This is a genomic window from Herbaspirillum frisingense GSF30, from assembly GCF_000300975.2.
GTDB lineage: Bacteria > Pseudomonadota > Gammaproteobacteria > Burkholderiales > Burkholderiaceae_D > Herbaspirillum > Herbaspirillum frisingense.
Genome location: NZ_AEEC02000015.1, coordinates 1 through 24,388, shown reverse-complemented (window position 1 = coordinate 24,388; position 24,388 = coordinate 1). Strand labels below are relative to the sequence as shown.

Annotated in this window: 25 protein-coding genes and 1 pseudogene; 11 read left to right on the top strand and 15 right to left on the bottom strand. The window is 64.1% G+C overall.

Going from position 1 to position 24,388, the window contains the following annotated elements:
• Positions 1 to 108 precede the first annotated feature (108 nt).
• The 4 genes from HFRIS_RS12045 to tyrS all read right to left on the bottom strand — a co-directional run bounded on the left by HFRIS_RS12045 (position 109) and on the right by tyrS (position 3,231).
• Positions 109 to 753, bottom strand: a complete 645-nt coding sequence (locus HFRIS_RS12045) for a histidine phosphatase family protein (protein WP_006463625.1) — start codon at positions 751 to 753, stop codon at positions 109 to 111.
• A gap of 8 nt (positions 754 to 761) precedes the next feature.
• Positions 762 to 1,409, bottom strand: a complete 648-nt coding sequence (locus HFRIS_RS12040; RefSeq protein ID WP_006463624.1) for a YbhB/YbcL family Raf kinase inhibitor-like protein — start codon at positions 1,407 to 1,409, stop codon at positions 762 to 764.
• An 85-nt stretch (positions 1,410 to 1,494) separates the two neighbouring features.
• Complete coding sequence (dtd, locus tag HFRIS_RS12035) at positions 1,495 to 1,959, bottom strand: D-aminoacyl-tRNA deacylase (protein ID WP_006463623.1); 465 nt, start codon at positions 1,957 to 1,959, stop codon at positions 1,495 to 1,497.
• Positions 1,960 to 1,971: 12 nt separating this feature from the next.
• Positions 1,972 to 3,231, bottom strand: coding sequence for a tyrosine--tRNA ligase (gene tyrS / locus HFRIS_RS12030; RefSeq protein ID WP_006463622.1), 1,260 nt, complete (start codon positions 3,229 to 3,231; stop codon positions 1,972 to 1,974).
• A gap of 246 nt (positions 3,232 to 3,477) precedes the next feature.
• Here tyrS and HFRIS_RS12025 point away from each other — a divergent pair, with 246 nt between their 5' ends.
• Together HFRIS_RS12025 and HFRIS_RS12020 are read left to right on the top strand one after the other, a co-directional pair.
• Positions 3,478 to 4,875 carry a M23 family metallopeptidase gene (locus HFRIS_RS12025; protein ID WP_006463621.1) on the top strand — a complete coding sequence of 466 codons (1,398 nt, stop codon included), beginning with the start codon at positions 3,478 to 3,480 and terminating at the stop codon, positions 4,873 to 4,875.
• Between the two features lie 92 nt (positions 4,876 to 4,967).
• Positions 4,968 to 6,110 (top strand): anhydro-N-acetylmuramic acid kinase, encoded by a 1,143-nt coding sequence (locus HFRIS_RS12020; protein ID WP_039875476.1) that lies wholly within the window; start codon positions 4,968 to 4,970, stop codon positions 6,108 to 6,110.
• A gap of 207 nt (positions 6,111 to 6,317) precedes the next feature.
• On the opposite strand, the gene HFRIS_RS12015 is transcribed toward HFRIS_RS12020, so the two are convergent.
• The 9 genes from HFRIS_RS12015 to mpl form a co-directional block, all read right to left on the bottom strand.
• The gene (locus HFRIS_RS12015; protein WP_006463619.1) at positions 6,318 to 6,785 is read right to left on the bottom strand and encodes a glycine zipper 2TM domain-containing protein; all 468 of its coding nucleotides are present in this window, start codon (positions 6,783 to 6,785) and stop codon (positions 6,318 to 6,320) included.
• 139 nt (positions 6,786 to 6,924) lie between these two features.
• Positions 6,925 to 7,890: a magnesium/cobalt transporter CorA gene (gene corA, locus HFRIS_RS12010; protein WP_006463618.1), complete on the bottom strand. Its 966-nt coding sequence runs from the start codon at positions 7,888 to 7,890 to the stop codon at positions 6,925 to 6,927.
• A gap of 201 nt (positions 7,891 to 8,091) precedes the next feature.
• Positions 8,092 to 8,799: a monofunctional biosynthetic peptidoglycan transglycosylase gene (gene mtgA, locus HFRIS_RS12005; protein ID WP_006463617.1), complete on the bottom strand. Its 708-nt coding sequence runs from the start codon at positions 8,797 to 8,799 to the stop codon at positions 8,092 to 8,094.
• An 87-nt stretch (positions 8,800 to 8,886) separates the two neighbouring features.
• Positions 8,887 to 9,702 carry a shikimate dehydrogenase gene (gene aroE / locus HFRIS_RS12000; RefSeq protein WP_006463616.1) on the bottom strand — a complete coding sequence of 272 codons (816 nt, stop codon included), beginning with the start codon at positions 9,700 to 9,702 and terminating at the stop codon, positions 8,887 to 8,889.
• 91 nt (positions 9,703 to 9,793) lie between these two features.
• The gene (gene tolA / locus HFRIS_RS11995; RefSeq protein ID WP_006463615.1) at positions 9,794 to 10,675 is read right to left on the bottom strand and encodes a cell envelope integrity protein TolA; all 882 of its coding nucleotides are present in this window, start codon (positions 10,673 to 10,675) and stop codon (positions 9,794 to 9,796) included.
• 55 nt (positions 10,676 to 10,730) lie between these two features.
• Complete coding sequence (locus tag HFRIS_RS11990) at positions 10,731 to 12,824, bottom strand: ribonuclease catalytic domain-containing protein (protein WP_006463614.1); 2,094 nt, start codon at positions 12,822 to 12,824, stop codon at positions 10,731 to 10,733.
• A 16-nt stretch (positions 12,825 to 12,840) separates the two neighbouring features.
• Complete coding sequence (locus tag HFRIS_RS11985) at positions 12,841 to 13,446, bottom strand: chorismate--pyruvate lyase family protein (RefSeq protein WP_039875471.1); 606 nt, start codon at positions 13,444 to 13,446, stop codon at positions 12,841 to 12,843.
• Positions 13,446 to 14,036, bottom strand: coding sequence for a YqiA/YcfP family alpha/beta fold hydrolase (locus HFRIS_RS11980; protein ID WP_006463612.1), 591 nt, complete (start codon positions 14,034 to 14,036; stop codon positions 13,446 to 13,448). Before HFRIS_RS11980 ends, HFRIS_RS11985 begins: the two co-directional genes overlap by 1 nt.
• Positions 14,033 to 15,415, bottom strand: a complete 1,383-nt coding sequence (gene mpl / locus HFRIS_RS11975; protein ID WP_006463611.1) for a UDP-N-acetylmuramate:L-alanyl-gamma-D-glutamyl-meso-diaminopimelate ligase — start codon at positions 15,413 to 15,415, stop codon at positions 14,033 to 14,035. Before mpl ends, HFRIS_RS11980 begins: the two co-directional genes overlap by 4 nt.
• Positions 15,416 to 15,481: 66 nt before the next feature.
• Between mpl and HFRIS_RS11970 the strand changes: the two genes are divergently transcribed.
• The 9 genes from HFRIS_RS11970 to HFRIS_RS11930 all read left to right on the top strand — a co-directional run bounded on the left by HFRIS_RS11970 (position 15,482) and on the right by HFRIS_RS11930 (position 23,239).
• Positions 15,482 to 16,129 (top strand): hypothetical protein, encoded by a 648-nt coding sequence (locus tag HFRIS_RS11970; protein WP_006463610.1) that lies wholly within the window; start codon positions 15,482 to 15,484, stop codon positions 16,127 to 16,129.
• Positions 16,129 to 16,650, top strand: coding sequence for a TlpA family protein disulfide reductase (locus HFRIS_RS11965; protein WP_006463609.1), 522 nt, complete (start codon positions 16,129 to 16,131; stop codon positions 16,648 to 16,650). Before HFRIS_RS11970 ends, HFRIS_RS11965 begins: the two co-directional genes overlap by 1 nt.
• 122 nt (positions 16,651 to 16,772) lie before the next feature.
• Positions 16,773 to 17,210 carry a type II 3-dehydroquinate dehydratase gene (gene aroQ, locus HFRIS_RS11960; RefSeq protein WP_006463608.1) on the top strand — a complete coding sequence of 146 codons (438 nt, stop codon included), beginning with the start codon at positions 16,773 to 16,775 and terminating at the stop codon, positions 17,208 to 17,210.
• Between the two features lie 124 nt (positions 17,211 to 17,334).
• On the top strand, positions 17,335 to 17,805 hold the full coding sequence (gene accB / locus HFRIS_RS11955; RefSeq protein WP_006463607.1) for an acetyl-CoA carboxylase biotin carboxyl carrier protein: 471 nt from the start codon (positions 17,335 to 17,337) through the stop codon (positions 17,803 to 17,805).
• Positions 17,806 to 17,908: 103 nt separating this feature from the next.
• Positions 17,909 to 19,288 (top strand): acetyl-CoA carboxylase biotin carboxylase subunit, encoded by a 1,380-nt coding sequence (gene accC, locus HFRIS_RS11950; protein WP_006463606.1) that lies wholly within the window; start codon positions 17,909 to 17,911, stop codon positions 19,286 to 19,288.
• A gap of 73 nt (positions 19,289 to 19,361) precedes the next feature.
• Positions 19,362 to 20,276 carry a 50S ribosomal protein L11 methyltransferase gene (gene prmA / locus HFRIS_RS11945; RefSeq protein WP_006463605.1) on the top strand — a complete coding sequence of 305 codons (915 nt, stop codon included), beginning with the start codon at positions 19,362 to 19,364 and terminating at the stop codon, positions 20,274 to 20,276.
• A gap of 3 nt (positions 20,277 to 20,279) precedes the next feature.
• Positions 20,280 to 21,554 carry a DUF3426 domain-containing protein gene (locus tag HFRIS_RS11940; protein WP_006463604.1) on the top strand — a complete coding sequence of 425 codons (1,275 nt, stop codon included), beginning with the start codon at positions 20,280 to 20,282 and terminating at the stop codon, positions 21,552 to 21,554.
• Positions 21,555 to 21,656: 102 nt separating this feature from the next.
• Positions 21,657 to 22,592, top strand: a complete 936-nt coding sequence (locus HFRIS_RS11935; protein ID WP_006463603.1) for a carbohydrate kinase family protein — start codon at positions 21,657 to 21,659, stop codon at positions 22,590 to 22,592.
• 59 nt (positions 22,593 to 22,651) lie between these two features.
• Positions 22,652 to 23,239, top strand: a complete 588-nt coding sequence (locus tag HFRIS_RS11930) for a peroxiredoxin (protein WP_006463602.1) — start codon at positions 22,652 to 22,654, stop codon at positions 23,237 to 23,239.
• A 117-nt stretch (positions 23,240 to 23,356) separates the two neighbouring features.
• On the opposite strand, the gene HFRIS_RS11925 is transcribed toward HFRIS_RS11930, so the two are convergent.
• Together HFRIS_RS11925 and HFRIS_RS11920 are read right to left on the bottom strand one after the other, a co-directional pair.
• The gene (locus tag HFRIS_RS11925) at positions 23,357 to 23,896 is read right to left on the bottom strand and encodes a YggT family protein (RefSeq protein ID WP_006463601.1); all 540 of its coding nucleotides are present in this window, start codon (positions 23,894 to 23,896) and stop codon (positions 23,357 to 23,359) included.
• Between the two features lie 248 nt (positions 23,897 to 24,144).
• Positions 24,145 to 24,388 (bottom strand): annotated as a pseudogene (locus tag HFRIS_RS11920) (histone); the annotation flags it as partial.

Below are 24,388 nucleotides of genomic sequence, written 5' to 3'. Positions count from 1 at the left end.
TCTTTGGGGCTGATTATTTATTGGGCAAAATCAATTGTTGGCAGTATGCCAATCCTGATTGCCATCCTGCAAGAATCCGGGCCGCGTGGCGCGGCCCGGCGTGCGGATTCAGCGGTCGACCTCGTCCAGCGTCTCGCGCTGGAGGTGACCGATCTCGCCCCAGGAACGGATATGGGCGCGTTGGCCATCCCAGTGCAGGCGGTTGACGCTGGCGTTGAAGATGTCGAAGTTGCGCGGCTGGGCGAAGGAGCTCTGGCTGGCCCAGTGATGGATGCACTCCAGCACGCCGCCATGGGTGACGATGGCCACCTTGCGGTACGGGCCCGAGGCCAGTACCCGCTGCACCGCCGCGACCGAGCGCTCGTAGAACTCGCGCATGGTCTCGGCGATACGCTCGCCGGCCGGGTAGCGGAAGTCCGGCTCGCGGGCTTTCCACTGCCGATAGGCCTCGGGATAGCGCGCCTCGATCTCCACATGGCGCAGACCTTCGAAGGCGCCATAGCAGCGCTCGCGCAAGCCGGTATCGATGACTACCTGCCGTCCGCTGGCATGGGCCACCGCCTGCGCGGTGTCGCGAGCGCGCTGCAGGTCGCTGGCGAAGATGGCATCGATGCCCTCCTCGGCCAGCAGCTCGCCCAGTGCCAGGACCTGGCGCTGGCCGGCCTGGTTGAGCGGAATATCGATATGCCCTTGCAGGCGCTTGTCCACGTTCCAGTCGGTTTCGCCGTGGCGGATCAGCAGGATGTCGGTCATGCGGGTTTTCAGGTGCGCGGTATGGCGCTGGGGTTGAGGGTGTACAGGCCGGTGAGGGAGGCCTGCGCCAGGACATGGTCGCGTAGCGCCGTCACCACCACCGAACCTTCGAGGTTGCCGGCCACCGGCAGCTGTTCCACGTCCAGTGCATAGAGGGTGAAGATGTAGCGGTGCACCAGCGCATCGTTCCACGGTGGGCAGGGGCCGTCGTAGCCGAAGTAGTCGCCGCGCATGTCGCCGTCGCCGGCGAACCAGCCGGTGTAGTCGTTGATGCCCTGGCGTGCACCGGGCATGACGTCGCCCAGCACCGCCGGACCCGGCTTGCCGCGTGCGGTCACGCCGTTGCTGAACTGGCCGGCCTTGATCTGGCTGACACTGGCCGGAATGTCCACCAGGGTCCAGTGATAGAAATCCACCCGCGGCAGTTCCAGCGGCACGGTCTTGCCTTCCTGGTTGACGTCGTCGCCACGGGAAGGCACGTCAGGGTCATGCACCACCAGCGCCAGCGACCTGGTACCGGCCGGCAGATCGCTCCAGGCGAAGTGCGGGTTCCGGTTGGCCGACAGGGCGACGTGGGTCTTGGCGTCCATCACCGCGAAGGCGAACTCGCCGGGGATGTTGCTACCGTCCTTGAAAGAATCGCTCCAGAATTTCATATCACCTCCTAAAGTAAGGCCACATTCAACACGCTTTGCAAATTCATTTGGGGACGTCCGGCCCGGCTTCAAGCCGGACCGAGGTTCATGACACCAAAGCCTGAGGCTTCACCTGCAGCCAGAAAGTGACCGGCCCGTCGTTGGTCAGCGACACTTTCATGTCGGCGCCAAAACGGCCGGTGCCGACCTTTTCCTGTCCATGCTGCACCCGCGCCTGCGCCACGAAGTGCTCAAACAGCTGCCGTCCCAGTTCGGGCGCGGCCGCTGGCGTGAAGGAGGGGCGTGTGCCGGAATTGGTATCGGCGGCCAACGTGAACTGCGGGATCAACAACAGGCCGCCTTGCACGTCGACAACACTGCGATTCATCTTGCCTGCCTCGTCGCTGAAGACGCGATAGGCCAGCAGCTTCTTGAGCAGGGCATCGGCCTGGGCCACGCCGTCATGGCGTTCGGCGCAGACCAGTACCATCAGGCCGGGGCCGATGGCACCCAGCGTCTGGCCGTCCACCACCACGGCGGCCTGGCTGACCCGCTGCAACAGGGCAATCATGCGCGCACCAGCTTACGCCAGGGTGACGCGGGCAAACTTGCGCTTGCCGACCTGCACCACGCACTGGCCGGCCTCGACCTTCAAACCCTTGTCGCTGATGACGGTGCCGTCGATACGCACGCCGCCCTGCTCCACCATGCGCAGTGCTTCCGAGGTGGAGGCACAGAGGTTGGCCTGCTTGAGCAACTGGCCGATGCCCAGCGGCGCGCCCGACAGCGAGACCTCGGGGATGTCGTCCGGGATGCCGCCCTTGGAGCGGTTGACGAAATCGGCCAGCGCGTCTTCGGCAGCCTGCTGCGAGTGGAAGCGGGCCACGATCTCCTGGGCCAGGGCGACCTTGATATCGCGCGGATTGCGGCCCCCCTCGACCTCGGCCTTGAAGGCAGCGATCTCGGCGATGGAGCGGAACGACAGCAGGTCGTAGTAGCGCCACATCATCACGTCGGAAATGCTCATCACCTTGGCGAACATGGTGTTGGCCGGTTCGGTGATGCCGATATAGTTGCCCTTGGACTTGGACATCTTTTCCACGCCGTCCAGGCCTTCCAGCAGCGGCATGGTCAGGATGCACTGCGGCTCCTGGCCAAAGTCCTTCTGCAGTTCGCGGCCCACCAGCAGGTTGAATTTCTGGTCGGTGCCGCCCAGTTCCAGGTCGGACTTCAGGGCCACCGAGTCATAGCCCTGCATCAGCGGGTAGAGGAATTCATGCACCGAGATCGGCGTGCCTTCCTTGAAGCGCTTGGTGAAGTCGTCGCGCTCCATCATGCGCGCCACGGTGTAGCGCGAGGCCAGCTGGATCATGCCGCGACTACCCAGGGCATCGCACCATTCGGAGTTGTAGCGGATTTCGGTCTTGCTGGCATCCAGCACCAGGCTGGCCTGGGCGAAATAGGTCTTGGCGTTGATCTCGATCTGTTCGCGCGACAGCGGCGGACGGGTGGCATTGCGGCCGGACGGGTCGCCGATCATCGAGGTGAAGTCGCCGATCAGGAAGATCACCTGATGCCCCAGGTTCTGCAACTGGCGCATCTTGTTCAGGACCACCGTATGCCCCAGGTGCAGGTCAGGGGCGGTCGGGTCCAGTCCCAGCTTGATGCGCAGCGGCTGGCCGCTCTGCTCGGCACGCGCCAGCTTCTGCGCGAATTCGCTTTCGATGAGCAGCTCATCGATACCGCGTTTAGTGATGGCCAGCGCCTCCTGGACCTTGTCGGAGAGGGGCAGTTTGGAGGGGGCGGCAGAGGGCGCGGAAGGGGTGGACTGGTCGGCGTTCATCGATATAACTAAAAAATTGGCATTTGTAGGACAAGACCGCTAAAGCGTGTTGCTATAATTCCGACTTTCGTTTTTCTGCTGGGCGCCAGGACGCCGCCTCAGAAGCTCATCAGCAGGAACAATATTCACACCCGTGCGTATGAAGAATTACGCGGGCGCAACACGGCGGGGGGACAGGAAACGCCGCATTGCAGCCGTACCCGCCATCCGCCACGGAAACGTCAGATTTTAACGTATTCGTATTGCATGTTCCCACAAGATAAACTCAAGCACCTCTCGTCCCTGTGCTTCACCGCGTTGCGATCCTGCCACCACAAAGTCGCCGCCTCCTCGCCCAAGACCCGCATCGTCGGCGCCAGCGCCCTGTTCCTGGCGGCCTTTACCATCGGCGCCGCCGGCTTCGCACCGGCCGAGCCCGACCTGAAGGACGCCCCGGTCAACCCGATTTCCAAGGAACTGGCCCTGCCCGACCTGCAACAGCAGATCAGCGCACTGGAAGAGCGTTCGCAGTATTACGTGAACGAAGAGAAGGTACGCAGCGGCGACACCCTGGCCACCCTGCTCAACCGCCTGGGCGTGGATGACGACGAGGCCACGGCCTTCATCAAGTCAGATACCCTGGCGCGCACGGTGATGCAGTTGCGCGCCGGCAAGCGTGTGGTGGCCCAGACCGACGACAATGGCGAACTGGTCAAACTGTCGGCCACCCTCGACGATGGCAGCGACACCCCGAAGAACCTGGTCATCTCGCGCCAGGACGGCAAGCTGACCGCCCAGGCCCAGCCGGCCGTGCTCGAGCGGCGCGTGGAAATGCGCGCCGGCACCATCTTCTCCTCGCTGTTCGCGGCCACCGACGCGGCCCAGATCCCGGACGCCATCGCCATGCAGCTGGTGGACATGTTCGCCACCAACATCAACTTCGCTTCCGACCTGCGCCGCGGCGACCGCTTCAACGTGGTCTACGAGACCTATTACCAGAACGGTGACCTGGTGCGCACCGGTCGCGTGCTGGCCGGCGAATTCGACAATGCCGGCAACCGTTACCAGGCGGTGTGGTTCAGCGACCCGGCCAGCAAGATCGGCGGTGGCGGCTACTACGCCTTCGACGGCAAGTCGCTCAAGAAGGCCTTCCTGAAGTCGCCGCTGGCCTTCACCCGTATCTCTTCCGGCTTCTCGATGCGCCTGCACCCCATCCTGGGCCAGTGGAAACAGCACACCGGCGTGGACTTCGCGGCACCGACCGGCACCCCCATCCATGCGGCGGCCGATGGCGTGGTCGACTTCGTGGGTCAGCAGAACGGCTATGGCAACATCGTCGTCATCAAGCACTGGAGTGGCTACTCCACCGCCTACGGCCACATGAGCCGCTTCGCGCCCAACATCAAGAAGGGCATGAAGGTCAGCCAGAACGACGTGATCGGTTTCGTCGGTATGACCGGCTGGGCGACCGGCCCGCACCTGCACTACGAGTTCCGCGTCAACAACCAGCCGCGCAACCCGCTGTCGGTGGAAGTGCCCAATGTCCAAGCATTGACCGGCCCGCAGATGCAGCGCTTCCGCACCGTGGCCGACGAGATGCAGCACCGCATGGCCATGCTGCGTGTACCGGGCGCGCCGGATGTGAAACTGGCTTCCATCAAGTAATTCCGGCCGGCATCGTTCCTGCCGGCATGAGCTACGAAGGGCGGTCGCTGTAGAATCAGCGACCGCCCTTTTCTTTTTCCTGCGCCCCTGCCATGAGTTCTTCTTCGTCCCCGTCGTCTTCCCGGCCCCCTTCCCTCTACATCGGCCTCATGTCCGGCACCAGCCTCGATGGCGTCGATGGCGTGCTGGCCGACTTCGACGGCCAGGCCGTCTCGGCCACGCTGGCAGCGGCCTACGTCCCCTTCCCCGACCATCTGCGCGCCGACCTGATGGCGCTGCAGGCAGCCGGCCCCAACGAGATCGAACGCGAAGCCATGGCCGCCAATGCACTGGCGGTGCACTACGCCGACTGCGTGGCGCAACTGCTGCTGCAATCGGGCAAGTCGGCGGCCGACCTGCGCATGGTGGGGGTACACGGACAGACCATCCGCCATCGCCCGGAACTGGGCTTCACCCGCCAGACCAACAACCCGGCGCTGCTGGCGGAGTTGACCGGCATCGACGTGGTGGCCGACTTCCGCAGCCGGGACGTGGCCGCCGGTGGCCAGGGTGCGCCGCTGGTACCGGCCTTCCATCGGGCCATCTTCGGCGATGCGTCGCAATCGCGGGTGGTGGTCAATATTGGTGGCATTGCCAATGTCAGCATCCTGCCGGCCGGCGAAGAAGGGGCCTATGGCTTCGATACCGGCCCCGGCAATGCGCTCATGGATGGCTGGATACAGCTGCACCTGCAGCGCAGCTACGACGCCAACGGCGACTGGGGCGCCAGTGGCCAGGTACACGCCGGCCTGCTGGCGCAACTGCGTGACGAAGCCTTCTTCCGCGCCGCGCCGCCAAAGAGCTCGGGACGCGACCTGTTCCACCTGGACTGGCTGCAGGCAGCCCTGCAGCGCAGCGGGCAAACCATGCCGGCACCCGACGTGCAGGCCACGCTGACCATGCTCACCGCCAGCACGATCGCCGATGCCATCGTGGCCCATGCGCCTGATGCGGGCCAGGTCTATGTCTGTGGTGGGGGGGCTGAAAATGCGCTGCTGATGCGACTGCTGCGTCAGCAATTGCAGGGGCGCGCCGAGGTGCAATCGACGGCCGTGCTGGGTGTGGCGCCCCAACGGGTGGAAGCGCTGGCCTTCGCCTGGCTGGCGCGCCGCTTCGACCTGCGCCTGCCGGGCAACCTGCCGGCGGTGACCGGAGCGCGTGGCCTGCGGGTACTGGGCGCACTCTATCCTGCCTGAGCTGCCTGATCTGCCGGACCAATCCCCCTCTGGCCGCCCACAAGAAAAAGGCCGTCCTGCCTAAGCCGGACGGCCTGAACTTTTGCGCTGGATGACCGGTTTCACCCGACCACCCGGCGCCCTCAAGAACTGTTGAAGACTATTGCACGGCACTGAAACTGGTGCGGCTCATCTCTGTATGAAACGCTCTGTAGCGATCAGTTGCGATCAGTAGCGCGAGATACGACCGTTATCCAGGCGCACGCGGTCACCGACGCGGAAGTCGGTATTGTCTTCCTGTGCGAAGGTCTGCAAGGAGCCATCATTCATGCGAACGCGGATGTTGTAGACCTGGTGGCCGGCGGAATTGTTACGTTGCACCTGGTTGCCGGCGTAGGCGCCACCGGCGGCACCCGCCACGGTGGCCAGCACACGGCCGGTACCGCCGCCGACAGCGTTACCGAGCAGGCCGCCAGCCACGCCGCCGACCACGGCACCGGCAACACCGTTACTTTCCTTGTGGGTGACTTCGATGGCCTCGACCACGCCGGTACCGGAATAGGAGGCAACGCGATCATAGTTCTGCGACTGCGGGGCCGCGCCGTAGGGTTGCTGCGGGCTGGCGCAACCGATCAGCAGGCCGGCGAAGCTGGCGCTGACGATGGCCAGCGAAATGTAATGGTGGCGAGTGGACATGAGGGCTCTCCTGATCTGGCGATATACGATGGATGCAGTGTGCCGCGCCGGCTGCGCGCACGGCATCGGAGAAGCCCGGGAAACGGTGTCAGAGAAATGAGGACGTCGCCGTCAGCAGACAGGCCTCAACGGATAGGACTCAGTTGAGCCAGCCGCGCCGACGGAAGTACCAGAACGGCGCAATGGCCGAACCGATCATCATCAGGATCGCCAACGGATAGCCGATGGGCCAGTCCAGTTCAGGCATGAGCTTGAAGTTCATGCCGTAGATACTGGCAATCAGGGTCGGAGGCAGGAAGGCTACCGACGCCACCGAGAAGATCTTGATGATCTTGTTCTGGTTGATGTTGATGAAGCCGACGGTGGCGTCCATCAGGAAGTTGATCTTGTCGAACAGGAAGGCGGTGTGGCCGTCCAGCGATTCGATGTCGCGCAGGATCTGGCGGGCGTCCTCGAACTGCTCCGAACTCAGGAGCCGCCCGCGCATCAGGAAGCTGACCGCGCGCCGCGTATCCATCATGTTGCGACGGATACGGCCGTTCAAGTCTTCTTCGTGGGCGATGGTGTTCAGGACGTCGGCGGCATCCTGGTCGGACAGGCTCTTCTTGAGCACGCTGGTGCTCACCGCCTCCAGCTTCTGGTAGATGCCTTCCAGGGCATCGGCGGAATATTCTGCATCGGTCTCGTAGAGGTCCAGCAGCACGTCGCGATAGTCGCCGATCGAGCCAGGCCGCGAACGGGCGCGCATGCGCACCAGGCGGAACACCGGCAGGTCTTCGGCATGCACCGAGAAGAGGATGTTGCGGGCCAGGATGAAGGCCACCGTCATGGTGGAGGAGGAATCGTCATCCCCTTCGAACAGGAAGTCGGTGCGCAGGTGCAGGTCGCCGTTCTCGGCCTCGAAGTAACGGGCCGAGGCTTCGATGTCGCTGAATTCATCCTCGTCCGGCAGGGTCACGCCATAGATGCTCTTGACCCAGGCGCGCTCCTCGTCGTTCGGCTCGGTCAGGTCCACCCAGACCGGCGCCGCCTGTTCCAGGTCGGTACGGCTGTCGATGTTGACCTGGCTCAGTCGTCCGTTTTGCAACACGAATACATTGATCATGGGCTCTCGCTGGATGGAACGCGGGTGGGAGTGCGGCGACCCGCTGCCGCCGGTGCAGGCCGGCGCGACCTCAGGCGCGAAACGTGCGCAAGTGTACGTTCAACCCCGGCGCCAGGCAAGCACGACACGGGGCCTGTTGTCAGGCCCGTGCTGGCAGCCTGACGTCATACGCCGGTCATGCGCACGCGGCAAGAAAATCGCTCACTTGTGGGTCGGCGGCAGCGTGGCGGCGTTCATGCGGCGCAGGATCAGCCCGGTACGGGCCGCCAGATAGGCCGAGCCGCGATTGCGGTCGTAGTAGCGCGGACGCGGCAGCATCACCGCCAGGCGCGCGGCCTGCTCCGCACCCAGGCCGGCGGCCGTGGTGCGGTAATAGTGCTGGGCCGCAGCCTCGGCGCCGAATACGCCGTTGCCCCACTCCACCACGTTGAGATAGATCTCGAAGATGCGCTGCTTGTCCAGCAGGAATTCCAGCATGTAGGTGATGATGAATTCCTGGCCCTTGCGCAGGTAGCTGCGCTCACCGGAGAGGAACAAATTCTTGGCCAGCTGCTGGGTGATGGTGGAGCCGCCGGCGACCACCTTGCCCTTCTTCTCGTTCTTTTCGTAGGCCTTTTGCAGAGCTTCCCAGTCGATGCCGTCATGCTCGGAGAAATTGGAATCCTCGGAGGCGATGATGGCGCGCTTGAGATTGTTGGAAATGCGCGCATACGGCGTCCAGCGGAATTGCAGCTGCGCGTTGGGGTCCTTCTCGCGCAGCAATGACAATTGCTGACGCATGAAGCTGGTGGACTCGGGATTGTGGTCCTTCCACCACCAGATCTGGACGAAGAAATACGCCTGTAACAGCAGCACCAGTGCGATGGGCAGGACGATGATCCAGAAGAGCAGCTTGCGTAGCGATTTCATGTGCCGGTTCTTGTTCTGTGGTTCTCGGGTGTCACGATGTGCAGATTCTCACGCGTGCCGGCCGGGCCGACCCTGGGCGCAGGCCCCTCATTGCGCCAGTTGCGCGCGCAGGCTGGCGAATACCTCGGCGGTGGCCGGACGCACCCCGCGCCAAAGGTGGAAGGCTTCGGCCGCCTGCTCCACCAGCATGCCCAGGCCATCGCGCACGCAGGCGCCGTGCTGCTGGGCGCTCTGCAGGAAGATCGTGGGCTGGCGGCCATACATCATGTCGTAGGCCAGGGTGTCGCTGCCGTAGACCGACACGGGCAGCGGCGGCAGGTCGTCGGTGAGGCTGGCCGAAGTGGCATTGACGATGACATCGAATACCCCGTCCAGTTCGGCATAGGCGGCGCTCTTGACCGGGCCGTGCGAGGCGAACTGCGCAGCCAGCTCGGCCGCCTTGGACTGGGTGCGGTTGACGATCACCAGTTCAGCCGGCTTTTGCTGCAGCAGCGGCAGCAGTGCCCCGCGCGAGGCACCGCCGGCCCCCAGCAGAAGCACGCGACGCCCCGCCAGCGCCTGGCCGGCATTGACCACGATGTCAGTCACCAGGCCGGCACCATCGGTGTTGTCGCCCAGGATGCGGCCGTCTTCGAACTTGAGGGTATTGACCGCGCCGGCCAGGCGGGCGCGCTCGGTCAGCTGGTCGGCCAGGGCATGGGCCTCCAGCTTGAAGGGGACGGTGACATTGGCACCGCGTCCGCCACGCCGCTGGAACACCTGCACCGCCGCCTTGAAGCCATGCAGTGGCGCCAGCAGGCGATCGTAGTGCAGTTGCTGGCCGGTCTGGGCGGCAAACTGTGCGTGGATCTCGGGTGATTTGCTGTGGGCAATGGGATTGCCGATGACGACGTATTCATCCATGGTGGTCCGCCTGCTCCCTTGTTCTCTGTTTTCGTTGAATGATCCGCCAGCGCTCCTGCCCCGCGCCGCTGACCCTCAGTGCGTCAGCCTCTCAGCCGGCCCCCAGTTCGGCCTGCACACCCTGGTCACGCGTGAAGCGGAAGCGGGTGATGATTTCCCATACATCGTCCTTGCCGCTGGTGCGCATGTTCTCCGGGAAGCGGCCGAACGGCGCCGAGCGGCGCACGATGGCCACCGCCGCCTGGTCCAGTGCGGCATTGCCGGAACTGGACCTGACCACCACGCCGCCATCGCGTTCATAGATGGTGCCGTCCTGGAAGACCGGGATGACGATCAGCAGTTCACCATAGAGCTTCTTGCCGTCCCGGGTCGGGAAGTTCAGGGTACCGATCTTTTCTATCTTGTCCTGCAGCGTCTTGTAGTACTGGGCATAGCCGACTTCGCGGGTGCTGGGCGTGATCTGGGTCTTCTTCGGGCGCTTGTTGTATTGCTCGATGTTCTTTGCGACCTCGGCTTCCATGCGCGCCATGGCCTTGGCCGTCTCGGTCATGTCGTGCGCGTTGGGCTGCGGCGTCTCGACCGGCTTGATCTGGTCGGCGCTGGTCACATGCTGCTGTGCCGCCTGCAGCTGCGCGAGCATCTTGCGCTGCTGCTGTTCCAGTTCGACCACCTTGCGTTGCGCGGCCTTGACGCTGTCGCCGCTCTCGACCCGCTGCATGTCCGGCAGCGGTGACTTGGCGCGGCCGTCCTCGGCATTGCCGCCCCCATCCAGGTTGGCCTGCGCCAGGGCCTGGGCGTTGACCGGCTTCTTGTCATGCTTGGCGTTGACCAGGATGACTTCCAGTTCCGGGTCGGACGGCTTGAAGCGGAAGGCATCGGGCGCGGCGAAGTGTACGGCCAGCAGCAGGCCGTGCACCAGCAGCGAGATACCGAGCGCCACGCTGAGCAGGCGATGTTGAGCAAACAGGTTCACGGCAGGCAGGCAAAAGCGACGATAGGGACAGCGGCAATTCTACGCCAGCACCGCCTCATTGCGCCGCTGCGGCGGGCGGGTTTTCGCCATCGGCCGCTGCTTCCGTTTCAGCGGCAGCGCCGGGTTCCCCCTCGCCGGCGTCGGTCGCTTCGTCGCTGGAGGCATCCTCCTCGCTGCCCAGCGCAGCCATACCCTCCAGCAACTCCTCGTCGTCTTCACCCAGATCGGTGGCCAGGGCCTGGGCCGCCGCGGCCGGCACTTCCAGCAGGCGTGCTTCCACGCTGAGATCGACCTCATCCCAGCGCAGCAGGTCGAGCTTGACCTGCAGGCCGCGCGCCAGTTGCGGCAGGCCGGGCATGCGCAACACCAGCGGGATATCGACCAGGCGCAGGATTTCGTCCTTCAGCACCACCGCTTCCACGGTGCGGGCATTTTCCTGGGCCAACCAACGCAGGCACCAGTAGCGCTCCATGGTGGACTGGAAGTCGGCATAGCCGGAATAGGCCGCGTCGAAACCGGAGACGATGGCGAACAGGTCGGCGTCACGCGGCTTGAAGGGCGCCACCAGCGGTGCGGTCACGCCATGCTCGATGCAGGCCAGGATCTGCCACTGGTTGACCAGGTCGGTATAGCGACGCAGGGGCGAGGTGCTCCAGGCGTACTGGTCCACGCCCAGGCCCTGGTGGGGAGCGGCATGGGTGACCATGCGCACCTGCATCTTGGCGGCCCAGCCGCCGGCACCGCCGCCCTGGGCGCGATAGATGCCCGGCACGCCGTGGTCGGCCATGAGCTTGCCCCAGGTGCTGTTGGCGAAGATCATCAGTTCGGCCACGATCTTGTCCAGCGGCGCGCCACGACGGCGACGGACAATGCTGACCACGTCGTTCTCGACGTAGAAGTTGAAGTCCACGCGGTTGTTCTGTTCCGGCCGCAGGCCGAAGGCCTCGCGCTTGGCCATGCGGCCCTGCTCCAGCAATTGCACCCATTGCCAGAGCAGCGCGATCTCGTCCTTGTGCGGATAGTCGCCGCGATTCTCGGCCAGGGCTTCCTCGGTGACCAGGTCATCGAGGTCGTTGTGGCGCAGGTTGGCGGCAATCGGCACCAGTTCGGCACGGGTTTCGGTGGCCAGCACTTCCCAGCTGGCCGGGTCCAGCGTGGCATACAGCGACAGCGCCGGGCGGGCGGCGCCGGCATCCAGGGTGTAGGTAGCCACCAGATCGTCGGGCAGCATGGTGATCTTTTCGCCCGGCATGTACACGGTGGACATGCGCGCGCGCGCCATCGCATCGATGGCGTCGCCACGCTTGATGGCCAGGCCCGGTGCGGCGATGTGGATGCCCACGCGCAGCTTGCCGTCAGCCAGTCGGGTCACCGACAGCGCATCGTCGATTTCCGTGGTGGTGACGTCGTCGATGGAGAAGGCCTGCACATCGGCGGTGGGCAGGTCTGTGGTCGGCGCGGGGATGTCGATGGCCGGGAAGCCCGTGCCACGCGGGAAGAACTCATGAAGGAAGCGCGCATAGTGCAGGTCCTTGGGCGAGGCCACGCCGCCGGCGGCCAGCATCAGGCGCTGCGGGGTGGTCTGCAGTTCCTTGGCGGCGGCGTCCAGGGCCTTGTATTCGATGCCGTTCTTGTCCGGCTTGAAGAGCAATTGCAGGGCAATCGGACGGAAGGCCTCGGGCAGCTTGTGGGCCTTGAGTTCTTCCACATAGGCGGCCTGCGCCAGCAGTTGCTGCTTCTTCTTTTCCAGGCCGGCCAGGGCGGCCTGCAGCGAGGCTTGCGGGGCCGCCTTGTAGCGACCGCGACCCTTCTTGTAGAAGTAGATCGGCGCGTGATGCAGGCACAGCAGGAGACCCGCGGCTTCCGGTGGCAGGGGCGCGTGGCCGAAGTATTCGGCCGCCAGTTCGGTGAAGCCAAACTCTTCCTCGCCGGCCACTTCCCACAGGAAGTCCAGGTCGACCTCGGCGGCGATGGCCTGCGCCTGCTCCAGCAATTCTTGCGGCGCAGGAGAGGCGAACTGCAGCAGCGCGTCGCGCGACTTGACCTTGGTGCGCTTGCCGGAGGCCATCTCGACCTGGTAGGACTCGCCCTGCTGGGTCATGATGGAGCCGGCCTTGAAGTCGCCGGATTCTTCGAACAGTAAATTCATCTGCTTCTATCGCTTCTCAATCTGGTACATGGGCCGGCACCGGACGCATCAGCGCCTCCAGTGCCGGCAGGAAAACATCGGTGACCATCAATATCCCGCCGCGCCGCGTAAACAGGGAGCGGCGTGCCAGCAGGGTGGTCGGTAGCGGGGTCTGCGGCAGGGCCTGCGCGATGCGGCGCATCAGCGGGTGGCCAGACCTCAGGCGAGCATACTGGATGGGGCGGCGCCCGACCAGCGGATCAAAGAACAGGTTGGCGCCCAGCGGCGTATTGCCCAGCTTGCTGAAGAAAGGCCAGTCGGATTTCACCGATCCGGTGGACAAGACGGTGTGACCGAACACCACCGGCAGGCCGTCGCAATGCAGGATCACGTCGCGCTCGACCACCCGGCTGCGCGCCGTCACGCCCAATGCCTCATGCTCATCGGCCAGGATCATGGCGGGCCGCTGGCGCAACAGGCGCACGCTGAAGGCGTCGGTACGGGCCTTCAGTTTCAGGGTCATGGAACCGGGGTCGGCCAGCCAGGCACGAACGCAGCGCATGCGCTGGCCCTCGGTGGCCAGCAGCGTTGCCAGCGCCTGCGGGTGCGCCATCCAGCGCGCCTTGCGCGGGACACATCGCATCAACGCAGCACCTTGCCCGCAGGCGCGACACCGCAGAAAGCCAGCACTTCGTCCAGGTAGTCCACGAATTCGGCCATGCCGTGGTCGCTCCCCTGGATGACGATCTGACGCGCACCCGGGTAATGGGCCACCATCTCGCGCCAGTCCAGCACTTCGTCGCCGGTGGCGGCCAGCAGCAGGTAGCGCTGCGGGCGGCTGATGGCCGGGACCACCAGCGAGCGCAGTTCGGCGATGTATTCGTGCTTGAATTCGAAGGGTTCATCGGAGTGATACTGGGTGCTCACGCCGACATAGGATTCCAGGTCGCGTGGCGGCTTGACCGCAGGATTGAGCAGCACGGCGCGGCAACCGAGGTGTTCGGCCAGCCAGGTGGCATAGAAGCCGCCCAGCGAAGACCCGACGACAGTCAGCCGCGCCGGGTCGACACCGGCCACCAGCGCCCCGGCCAGGGCAATGGCTGCAGCGGGCGAAGCCGGCAGTTGCGGGCAGAGGTAGTCGTCCTGCAAGCCCAGCTCGGCCATGCGCCGCCCCATCACCCGCGCCTTGAAGGATTGCGGCGAGGAACGAAAACCGTGCAGGTACAGGATCATGCCAGCGCGTCCAGCAGCTTCTGGTGTACGCCGCCGAACCCGCCATTGCTCATCACCAGCACGTGGTCGCCCGGCCTGGCGGCGGCCTTGACGGCCTGCACCAGGGCATCGAGCTCATCGAAGGCGGCTGCCTTCTGGCCCAGCGGCGCCAATGCCTCGGCCAGGTCCCAGCCCAGCGCGTCACGTCCGGAGCGGGCACCGAAGCCGAACACCAGGTCGGCCTCGGCCAGGCTGCCGGGCAGGGCTTCCTTCATGGTGCCCAGCTTCATGGTGTTGGAACGGGGCTCCAGCACGGCCAGGATGCGGGCGTCGCCGACCTTCTTGCGCAGGCCGGCCACGGTGGTGGCGATGGCGGTCGGATGGTGGGCGAAATCGTCATAGACAGCCACGCCATTGGCGCTGCCGCGCAGTTCCATGCGCCGCTTGACGCTCTGAAAAGCCCCCAGCGCCTCGATGGCCTGGGCTGCAGGCACACCCACATGGCGGGCGGCGGCGATGGCCGCCAGGGCGTTCATGCGGTTGTGCTCGCCGGTCAGTTCCCAGACCACGGTGCCTTGCAACTGGCCCTCGAAGAAGACATCGAAGCGCCCGTCCTCGTGGGTCTGCAGGGACCAGCCCGGCTGACCCTGGGCCACACCGAAGTCCTCGCGTTCGCTCCAGCAACCGCGTGCCACCACGCGCTGCAATGCCGGTTCGCGGCCATTGACGATGAGACGGCCGATGCCCGGCACGGTACGCACCAGATGATGGAATTGGGTCTCGATGGCGGCCAGATCGGGGAAGATGTCGGCGTGATCGTATTCCAGGTTGTTCAGGATTGCGGTGCGGGTGCGGTAATGGACGAACTTGCTGCGCTTGTCGAAGAAGGCGGTGTCGTACTCATCGGCTTCAATGACGAAGAAGGGCGAAGGTCCCCTCTGGCCGTCGCTGCCCAGGCGCGCCGAGATCCCGAAGTTCATCGGCACCCCGCCGATCAGGAAGCCCGGCTGGTAACCCGCATGCTCCAGCACCCAGGCCAGCATGGCCGAGGTGGTGGTCTTGCCGTGGGTGCCGGCCACCGAAAGGACCCATTTGTCCTGCAGGATGTTCTCGCCCATCCACTGCGGGCCGGAGACATAGGGCAGGCCGCGATTGAGGATTTCTTCCATCAGCGCATTGCCGCGCGAGACCACGTTGCCGATGACGAACAGGTCCGGCTTCAACTCGACCTGGGACGGCTCGAAACCCTGGATCAGGGTAATGCCCTGGGCTTCCAGCTGGGTGCTCATCGGCGGATAGACATTGGCATCGCAGCCGGTCACGGTATGGCCGGCCTGCTTGGCCAGCACGGCCAGGCCACCCATGAAGGTGCCGCAGATGCCGAGGATATGTATATGCATAGTCAATCTTGGGCTGTAATCCCGCGATTTTACCTGAGGCGGCGGGCGCCACCGCTAACGAGTATCATGGCGGCCATGTCTGAATTCGAATTCACCTCCCCCACCGAGCAACTGCGTGCAGAGATTGCCGCCGCCGCTGCCCGCATGATTGCCGAGGACGGCGCCGACTATGGCAGCGCCAAGCGCAAGGCCGCCCGCCAGATCCTGGGCAACCAGAAGGCCAGGGGCGAGATCATGCCCGATAACGAGCAGATCGAAGAAGAAGTGCGCATCTACAATGAACTCTTCTTTGCCGACACCCAGCCGGCGCGCCTCTTGCACCTGCGCCGGGTAGCGCTGCAGTTGATGCAGGATTTGCAACATTTCAATCCTTGCATCACCGGCGCAGTCTGGAATGGCACGGCAGGTGAACATTCGGACATCCACCTGCAGCTGTTCTCGCCCAGCGCCAAGGATGTGGAAATCTTCCTGCTCAACAAGAATGTGAACTTCGAGGTCGGCGAGACGGCGCACTTCCGCACCGGTCAGGCGGTCGAGACCCTGAGTTTCCTGCTGCCCCAGCGCGGCGCCGACCCGGAATTGGCGCACCTGGCCCTGTACGACGAAGATGATCTGCGCGGCAGCCTGCGCGTGGCGCCCGGAAAACGTGCCGACCGGGGCGACGCCGCCGCCCTGGCGCAACTGATCGAGACCACTTCAGAAGAAGACATGTGATGAAGAAGCTGAAAAATGTGATCCTGTTGGCCGTCGTTGCCGTGATTTGCGTGGGTGTGGGCATCTATGCCAGCCATCGCGCCCACCCCGCCGACTCACCCGAGACGCTCGCGCTGAATCAGCTGCTGTCGCAATCCATGCCGGATGCCACCGGCCAGACCCAGTCGCTGGCGCAGTACAAGGGTAGGCCGCTGGTGGTCAACTTCTGGGCCACCTGGTGCGGCCCCTGCGTGGAGGAAATGCCCGAGCTGACAGCCTTGCAGCAGGAAATCGCGCCGGTGCAAATTCTGGGAATTGGCGTGGATAGTCAGGAAAATATCGCCAAGTTTGCGCAAAAGTACCAAATCCGCTATCCTCTCTTCGTTGCCGGAACCGGCGCCACCGATTTGCTGCGGGAATTCGGCAATCAGGCAGGCGGTCTCCCCTTCACCGCTCTGGTGGGCAAGGACGGCAAAGTCAAGAAGGTCTACCTGGGTCGCATCAAGTTCGATGAACTGCGTGCCGACCTCTCCAAGCTCTGATAGAGCAACGCTGGCGCAAATGCATGCGCGACTGCAAATCCGTGAAAAGAAAGTTTTTCTTGCCAAATGATGCCATTTGACGGCAAAATGCGCGCATCGTCGTCAAACGGAGCTTAATCTCCATGGCAAAACAGCTTCTCCTGCTCAATGGCCCGAACCTGAATCTGCTCGGGACCCGGGAGCCGGAAGTCTACGGATCCACCACGCTGGCTGATATCGAGCAGCGCGCGCAAGACCAGGCCCGGGCCGCCGGTGCGGCCCTGGTCGCGTTCCAGAGCAACCATGAAGGTGCGCTGATCGACCGCATCCATCAGGCCCGCCACGAAGGGGTGGACGGCATCATCATCAACCCGGGTGGACTGACCCATACCAGCGTGGCGCTGCGCGATGCGCTGGCCGGGGTGGCGATTCCCTTCATCGAGGTGCATATCTCCAATATCCACCAACGTGAGCAGTTCCGGCATTTTTCCTACCTGTCCGGCATTGCCCGGGCAGTCCTGTGCGGCTTCGGTGTCGACGGCTATCGCATGGCCGTGGACCATTGGCTGCGTCAATCCTGACGGCGGGCCCGCCCCGTCCCGAACGGATCGTTTCACGTACTGCAAGACCTTGACTGAACCTGCCGGCCGCGACAGAGCGCTGGCGCTTCTCTAATACTACTTATCTACATTCCGAGGGATTCAAATGGATTTACGAAAACTCAAGACGCTGATCGACCTGGTTGCTGAATCGGCGATCGAAGAGCTGGAAGTCACCGAAGGCGAAAGCAAGGTCAGGATCGTCAAGTCGTCCCCGAATGCGCAGAACCAGGTGGTGATGGTTCCGCAACAGCAGGCCTATGCCCCGGCCGCTGCCCCCGTGGCAGCCGCTCCGGTGGCCGCCGCTGCGCCGGCCGCGCCGGCCGCAGCTGCCGTGCCGGAAGGTCATATCGTCAAGTCGCCCATGGTCGGCACGTTCTACCGCTCCTCGGCACCGGGCGCTCCGGCCTTCGTGGAAGTGGGCAAGGAAGTCAAGGAAGGCGACACCCTGTGCATCATCGAAGCCATGAAGCTGCTCAACGAGATCGACGCCGACAAGGGTGGCGTGGTCAAGCAGATCCTGGTGGAAAACGGCCAGGCGGTCGAGTTCGGCCAGCCGCTGTTCGTGCTGGGCTGATCGCATTCAGTCCCTGGCCTGGTCGGCAGGGTCGGTGGTCCTTACGGATACGGCCCTCCTCCGGAACCTATAACGCTTGAACTGGCGACGTCCCATTCCTGTTATGTTTGAAAAAATCCTCATCGCCAACCGTGGCGAAATTGCCCTGCGCATCCAGCGCGCCTGCCGCGAATTGGGTATCAAGACCGTGGTCGTGCACTCCGAGGCCGACCGCGAAGCCAAGTACGTAAAGCTGGCCGATGAGTCGGTCTGCATCGGCCCGGCCCCTTCCGCGCTGTCCTACCTGAACATGCCGGCCATCATCAGCGCGGCTGAAGTGACCGATGCCCAGGCGATCCACCCGGGTTATGGCTTCCTGTCGGAAAACGCCGATTTCGCCGAGCGCGTGGAACAGTCCGGCTTCGTCTTCATCGGCCCGCGCGCGGAAAACATCCGCATGATGGGTGACAAGGTCTCGGCCAAGCAGGCCATGATCCGCGCCGGCGTGCCCTGCGTGCCCGGTTCGGAAGGCGCGCTGCCGGACAACCCCAAGGAAATCGTCCAGATCGCCCGCAAGATCGGCTATCCGGTCATCATCAAGGCCGCTGGCGGCGGCGGTGGTCGCGGCATGCGCGTGGTGCATACGGAAGCGGCGCTGATCAATGCCGTGACCATGACCAAGACCGAAGCCGGTGCCGCCTTTGGCAATCCGGAAGTCTATATGGAGAAGTATCTGGAAAATCCGCGTCACGTGGAAATCCAGATCCTGGCCGACGAGCACAAGCAAGCCATCTGGCTGGGCGAACGCGACTGCTCCATGCAGCGCCGCCACCAGAAGGTGATCGAGGAAGCACCGGCACCGGGCATCCCGCGCAAGATCATCGAGAAGATCGGCGAACGCTGCGCCGAAGCCTGCCGCAAGATGAACTACCGTGGCGCCGGTACCTTCGAATTCCTGTACGAAAACGAAGAGTTCTACTTCATCGAGATGAACACCCGCGTGCAGGTCGAGCACCCGGTCACCGAGATGATCACCGGCGTGGACATCGTGCAGGAGCAGATCCGCATCGCCGCAGGCGAGAAGCTGCGTTACCGCCAGCGCGACATCGAGCTGAAGGGCCACGCCATCGAGTGCCGCATCAATGCCGAGGACCCGTTCAAGTTCATCCCCTCGCCGGGCCGCATCACTTCCTGGCACGTACCGGGTGGTCCTGGCATCCGCGTCGATTCGCATGCCTACTCCGGCTATTTCGTGCCGCCCAACTATGATTCCATGGTCGGCAAGGTGATCGCCTACGGCGCCACCCGCGAACAGGCCATCCGTCGCATGCAGATCGCCCTGTCGGAAATGGTGGTGGAAGGCATTTCGACCAATATCCCGCTGCACCGCGAGCTGATGGTCGATGCCCGTTTCTTCGAAGGCGGAACCAATATCCATTATCTGGAACATAAGTTGTCGGAACGTCCGACGGCGCCGGATGCGGAAAAGTCGCTGAAGAAGTAAGCACGCTCCAATCGCAACAACAAGCAACAACGCGCAACATCATGCAACATCACGCAACAGCAAAGGCAGGCACATGGCTTGGGTAGAAATCGTCATCGAAGTGGCGCGGGAAGAGGCGGAGGCACTGTCCGACGCCTTGATGGAATCTGGCGCCCTGTCGGTGTCGGTGGAAGATGCGGACGAAGGGACGGACGCCGAGCGTCCGCTCTTCGGCGAACCCGGCATGGAGCCGGAGGAAGCTGCCTGGGACCGCAGCCGCGTGGTAGCGTTGGCCGGCAAGGATGCCGACCACGCCGCCATCGTGACCGATGCGGCCAAGGCCATCGGCCTGGACTATGCCCTGCCCTTTGCGACGCGTAACGTGGAAGAGCAGGACTGGGTGCGCCTGACGCAATCCCAGTTCGAGCCCATCCACATAGGCCAGCGTATCTGGGTCGTGCCGAGCTGGCACGAAGCGCCGGCCGATCCCGATGCTCTGGTGCTGGAACTGGACCCCGGTCTGGCCTTCGGCACTGGCAGCCATCCGACCACCCGGCTGTGCATGGAATGGCTGGAAAGCAATTCCACCAGTGCCCGCACCCTGCTGGACTACGGTTGTGGCTCGGGCATCCTCGCGCTGGTCGCGGCCAAGATCGGCGTCCCCCAGGTCATTGGCGTGGACATCGACCCGCAGGCGCTGGAAGCCGCCCACCACAATACCGAACGCAATCACTGCAGCGCGACCTACTATCTGCCAGAACCCTTCGCCCAGGCCTACCCGGAAGGTGAAAAGTTCGACGTCGTGGTCGCCAATATCCTGGCCGGCCCGCTGCAACTGATGGCGCCCATGCTGGCTGGCCGCGTGCGTGCCGGCGGGTCCCTGGTGCTGTCGGGTGTGCTGGCGCGCCAGGCCACGGAGGTCATCGCCGCCTATGCGCCCTACATCACGCTCTCGGTATGGGCGGAGCATGAAGGCTGGGTGGCGCTGGCAGGCCACCTGCCGGAGTAATCCATGGCGTTGGCGACCCAGTGTCCGCACTGCCTGACCATCTTCAGGGTCGCCAGCGACCAGCTCAAGCTGCGTAACGGACTGGTACGCTGCGGCAGTTGCCGCGAAGTCTTCAACGGTAATGAGTTCCTGGTCGAGCCCAGCATCGCCGACGGTCATTACCAGCCGATTCCGGGCAGCAAGGCGCAGGCCGGCGCACTCCCTGCAGCGGCCACTGCATCAGCAGCGCCCGCCATCACAGCCAGGCGCAACCCGCCCTCGGCCTCCCCCTCTTTCCAGCCCCAGCCCGACCCGCTACCCGAGGTCAGGCTGCCGGTGGCACCTGCTGCATCAGAAGCAGCACCACCGATGGCGGAGACCCCAGCGACACCGGCAACTCCGGCGCCCCCGACCACGGCCGCCATTCCGCTGATCGCGGAACCCAAGGTGTTCCGCTCCCCCGCCAGCCCGGGCTATATCCCGGATCTCGGCGCGCCCCTGAAGCTGTCCCAGCCTGTGGACAACGACAAGCCGGATCAGACCGGGCTTGCCGAGGGCGATGACCTCGATACCGGCGCCCTGCTACGGCGCTCCTCCGACCCGGCCGAAGACCTGGCGGCACCGCCCGAGGTCGCGGCCGTCTTCAGGATCGACAATGAAACGCCGCCAGCATCGGCAGATGTCACGCATGACGTCGAGTCCGCACCGATCGAGCGCGAAGAGAGCCTGGAAGACGAGGATCGCGCTGCCGTCGATGAGCAGCAGGCGGCCGACGAGCCCGGTTTCGTCAAGCGTGCCGAGCGCAAGGCGCGCGTCGGCCATGCGATGAAGATGCTGATGATGGTGCTGGCCGGCGTGATGGTGCCGGTGCTGCTGCTGCAATCGCTCTATTACTGGCGCAACCCGCTGGCGGCCTCGGTGCCGGTGTTGCGCCCCATGCTCAATGGCATGTGCGTCGCCTTGCATTGCACGGTGGGATTACCGGCCGAGATCGACCGGCTCTCGCTGGAATCCAATGAATTGCAGGTGGTACCGCCCAACCAGAACGTCTATGCGCTGTCCATCGTGATGCGCAATCGCGGCACCAGCGCCCAGGCCTGGCCGCACATCGAACTCACCCTCAACAACGATGACGAGAAGGCCGTGGTGCGAAAGGTCTTCCGTCCACGCGACTATCTTGCCGATGCCGGCCTGATCGACAGCGGCCTGGCCGCTGACAGCGAGCGCCAGATCAAGCTCAACTTCGAGCTCAAGGATGCGCTGGTGTCGGGGTATCGCATCTACCTGTTCTATCCCTGATCCGGCCCTGTCTCCGGCCTGTCCTTGCACCGTGAGGTGCTGCCTGCGTGCCGCTTTTCTTCTACAATGCGGCATCATTCACTTTTCCCGGCGGCCATCTCCATGAGCTCACTGATCTGCGGTTCTCTCGCTTACGACAACATCATGCAATACGAGGGCCGCTTTGCCGAAGCACTGCTGGCCGACCAGTTGCACAAGGTCAACGTATCCTTCCTGGTCCCGACCATGCGTCGCGAGTTCGGCGGTTGCGCCGGCAACATCGCCTACAACCTGAAGCTGCTGGGTGGCGAGCCCATCGTGATGGCTACCGTCGGCCTGGACAGCGCGCCCTATATGGAACGCTTCGCGGCACTGGATATCTCCACCCGCTGCGTGCGCCAGATCGAGGACTCGTTCACCGCCCAATGCTTCATCACCACCGATGCCGACAGCAACCAGATCACCGCCTTCCACCCGGGCGCGATGACTTGGTCGCATGAGAACAAGGTCGCCGATGCCGGCCCGGTCAAGTTCGCCATCGTGGCGCCGGATGGTCGCGACGGCATGCTGCAGCACGCACAGCAGGCGGCCGAACTCGGCATCCCGCTGATCTTCGATCCGGGCCAGGGCATGCCCATGTTCGACGGCAATGACCTGAAGAACTTCATCGACCTGGCCACCTATGTCGCAGTGAACGACTACGAAGCCGAGCTGCTGACGGCCCGTACCGGGCTGACGCTGACGCAGATCGCCGAACGGATCAAGGCCCTGGTGGTCACCCGCGGCGAACTGGGCGCGGAAATCTTCGTGGCTGGCCAGAAGTTCGATATCCCCTGCGTACCGGCTGACCGCATCGCCGACCCCACCGGCTGTGGCGACGCTTTCCGCGCCGGCATGCTGTACGGTCTGACCGAAGGCTATGACTGGGAAACCACCGGTCGCCTGGCCAGCCTGATGGGTTCGATCAAGATCGCGTCGCAAGGTCCGCAGAACCATGCGCCCTCGCGTGCCGAGATCGAAGAGCGCTTCCACAAGGCTTTCGGTTACCGCTTCGGTTGAGACCGGAACGCACGTCGCCTCTGCACAGGCCATTCGCAAGACAGACCAGGAGATCGATCATGCCAGACCATTCATCCTCGCCGCGCCAGGTACGTCTCTTCCTGCGAGGTCTGATTGCCGGCGGCGCGCTGCTGGCGGCAACGCTGGCTTCACCGCTGGCGCTGGCGGCACTCAAACCCGGCGACAAGGCCCCCGAGTTTTCGGCGCCGGCCTCGCTGGGTGGACAGGTCTCGACCTTCTCGCTCTCGGCCGCGCTCAAGAAGGGCCCGGTGGTGCTGTATTTCTACCCGGCGGCCTTCACCTCGGGTTGCACCATCGAAGCCCACCTCTTCGCCGAGGCAGTGGATCGCTACAAGGCACTGGGGGCGACGGTGATTGGCGTGTCCGGTGACGATATCGAGACCCTCAACAAGTTCTCGGTCAGCGAATGCCGCAGCAAATTCGCCGTGGCGGCCGATGTCGACAAGAAGATCATGAAGGCCTATGACGCGCAGTTCATGAAGGTGACCGGTTATGCCAGCCGCACGTCCTACGTGATCACACCCGACCATGCCATCCTCTACGAATACACCGACATGAATCCGGAGAAGCACGTGGAAAACACGATGCAGGCACTGCAGCAGTGGGCGGACCGGCAGAAACGCTGACCAGGGCAATGACGATGATGCCCGCCGTGTCTTCGATGCCCCGGCGCAGCGCTACAAAACAGAAGAGCCGGACAAGTCCGGCTCTTTTTTCGTCCCAGCGATGATCAACGAGGATCGTCAGACCGCCCCGAACAACAGGCCGCTGACCACCCGCACGGCGATCTGCAGCAGGATCAGCAGCACCAGCGGCGACAGGTCCACGCCACCCAGTGGCGGGATGATACGGCGCAGCGGGCGCAGCAGTGGTTCGTTGAGCGCGCGCACGAAGGGCGCCAACGGCGCATAGGGATTGACCCAGCTGAAGATGGCTTCGATGATCAGCGTGGCCATGAAGCCATAGCAGATCCATTCGAAGAAGCGCTCCAGCGCGATGAGCAGGATGAGCTTGAAATCAAAATTGGTCTGCAGTCCGAGGATGGCGATGATGGACAGCAGCACGATGATGAAGGCGCCCAGCAGGGATGCCCAGTCATAGGTCCCGCCCGGCAGCACCCGGCGCAGGGGGCGTACCAGCCAGTCCGAGAGCTGGTAGACGAACTGGCCCACCGATTGCGGCGGACGCACGCGCACGACCTGCATCCAGAAACGCAGCAGCATGACACCGGCCAGGATGCTGGCAACGGCATTGACGATCATCGTGAAAATACTATGCAGCACAGGGTTCTCCATCAGTGAGAGGCAGGGCACATACTAGAGTGCATGCGACATCGGTGCAATCCTCACGCCATGCACCGAAGCAGAGGTGGGTGCAGAGGCGGGCACGCACGATCCTTCATATATTGTGCCATCCCTCGTGATTGCCAGAGCCTTGCGGCCCGCAATGCGGGTATAAAAAAACCGCTGCATGGCGGCATGCCATACAGCGGCTTTTCGTCTGAAGGACTCAGACGGGACGCGCGCCGATCTTACGGACGGCCAGCGCCGGTCGGGAACGGCCATGCGGCGGCCGGGTTCAGCACGGTCTTGGCGGCCGGTGCTGCAGCTGCCGGCTTGGCGGCTGCCTTCTTCGGAGCGGCGGCCTTCTTGGGGGCTGCCTTCGGAGCTGCTGCCTTCGGTGCGGCTGCCTTCGGAGCTGCAACCTTCTTGGCAGCTGCCTTCGGAGCTGCGACCTTCTTGGCTGCTGCCTTCGGAGCTGCAACCTTCTTGGCG

Coding starts and splice junctions, on each gene's coding strand:
- HFRIS_RS12045 (WP_006463625.1), bottom strand. CDS start 753: ATGACCGACATCCTGCTGATCCGCCACGGCGAAACCGACTGGAACGTG.
- HFRIS_RS12040 (WP_006463624.1), bottom strand. CDS start 1,409: ATGAAATTCTGGAGCGATTCTTTCAAGGACGGTAGCAACATCCCCGGC.
- dtd (WP_006463623.1), bottom strand. CDS start 1,959: ATGATTGCCCTGTTGCAGCGGGTCAGCCAGGCCGCCGTGGTGGTGGAC.
- tyrS (WP_006463622.1), bottom strand. CDS start 3,231: ATGAACGCCGACCAGTCCACCCCTTCCGCGCCCTCTGCCGCCCCCTCC.
- HFRIS_RS12025 (WP_006463621.1), top strand. CDS start 3,478: ATGTTCCCACAAGATAAACTCAAGCACCTCTCGTCCCTGTGCTTCACC.
- HFRIS_RS12020 (WP_039875476.1), top strand. CDS start 4,968: ATGAGTTCTTCTTCGTCCCCGTCGTCTTCCCGGCCCCCTTCCCTCTAC.
- HFRIS_RS12015 (WP_006463619.1), bottom strand. CDS start 6,785: ATGTCCACTCGCCACCATTACATTTCGCTGGCCATCGTCAGCGCCAGC.
- corA (WP_006463618.1), bottom strand. CDS start 7,890: ATGATCAATGTATTCGTGTTGCAAAACGGACGACTGAGCCAGGTCAAC.
- mtgA (WP_006463617.1), bottom strand. CDS start 8,799: ATGAAATCGCTACGCAAGCTGCTCTTCTGGATCATCGTCCTGCCCATC.
- aroE (WP_006463616.1), bottom strand. CDS start 9,702: ATGGATGAATACGTCGTCATCGGCAATCCCATTGCCCACAGCAAATCA.
- HFRIS_RS11990 (WP_006463614.1), bottom strand. CDS start 12,824: ATGAATTTACTGTTCGAAGAATCCGGCGACTTCAAGGCCGGCTCCATC.
- HFRIS_RS11985 (WP_039875471.1), bottom strand. CDS start 13,446: ATGCGATGTGTCCCGCGCAAGGCGCGCTGGATGGCGCACCCGCAGGCG.
- HFRIS_RS11980 (WP_006463612.1), bottom strand. CDS start 14,036: ATGATCCTGTACCTGCACGGTTTTCGTTCCTCGCCGCAATCCTTCAAG.
- mpl (WP_006463611.1), bottom strand. CDS start 15,415: ATGCATATACATATCCTCGGCATCTGCGGCACCTTCATGGGTGGCCTG.
- HFRIS_RS11970 (WP_006463610.1), top strand. CDS start 15,482: ATGGCGGCCATGTCTGAATTCGAATTCACCTCCCCCACCGAGCAACTG.
- HFRIS_RS11965 (WP_006463609.1), top strand. CDS start 16,129: ATGAAGAAGCTGAAAAATGTGATCCTGTTGGCCGTCGTTGCCGTGATT.
- aroQ (WP_006463608.1), top strand. CDS start 16,773: ATGGCAAAACAGCTTCTCCTGCTCAATGGCCCGAACCTGAATCTGCTC.
- accB (WP_006463607.1), top strand. CDS start 17,335: ATGGATTTACGAAAACTCAAGACGCTGATCGACCTGGTTGCTGAATCG.
- accC (WP_006463606.1), top strand. CDS start 17,909: ATGTTTGAAAAAATCCTCATCGCCAACCGTGGCGAAATTGCCCTGCGC.
- prmA (WP_006463605.1), top strand. CDS start 19,362: ATGGCTTGGGTAGAAATCGTCATCGAAGTGGCGCGGGAAGAGGCGGAG.
- HFRIS_RS11940 (WP_006463604.1), top strand. CDS start 20,280: ATGGCGTTGGCGACCCAGTGTCCGCACTGCCTGACCATCTTCAGGGTC.
- HFRIS_RS11935 (WP_006463603.1), top strand. CDS start 21,657: ATGAGCTCACTGATCTGCGGTTCTCTCGCTTACGACAACATCATGCAA.
- HFRIS_RS11930 (WP_006463602.1), top strand. CDS start 22,652: ATGCCAGACCATTCATCCTCGCCGCGCCAGGTACGTCTCTTCCTGCGA.